This is a genomic window from Shigella sp. FC1967, from assembly GCF_001743005.1.
In the GTDB taxonomy this organism is placed as follows: domain Bacteria; phylum Pseudomonadota; class Gammaproteobacteria; order Enterobacterales; family Enterobacteriaceae; genus Proteus.
This window is the reverse complement of the sequence record NZ_MIIZ01000105.1, coordinates 1-291: the sequence shown is the minus strand read 5'-3', so window position 1 is coordinate 291 and position 291 is coordinate 1. Positions and strand designations below refer to the sequence as shown.

The window sequence follows — 291 nt, the reverse complement described above, 5'->3', positions numbered from 1 at the left end:
AAAGCCCGTCAAACTTCACTGCCCGTTCGTCTGACCACCCCCTTTTTTCGCCCCTGTATTTGGTCGCTCAAAAAATGTGGTGGTCAGACGCTTCGCTTGACGGGGGGCTTTGCCCCCCAAAACGAAACACGTTCACTGGGGTTCACTTGCCATCGCTGGGGCGTGTCATTTCGTTTCGGCTCCCCCTGTTTTTCCCTTTCTTCGCTGGACGCTCATCAGGATAAAAACAAAAAGCCTACCGCCCTCGTTTTACTCGGTTGGTCAAATCGCTTCTTGCCACAAAACAAGTTT

Annotated in this window: 1 protein-coding gene; it reads left to right on the top strand. The window is 51.9% G+C overall.

Translation table 11 applies throughout. From position 1 onward, the window contains the following. Window positions 1–291: hypothetical protein (locus BHE89_RS24135; protein WP_216080960.1), on the top strand; the 291-nt coding region annotated here is incomplete at both ends.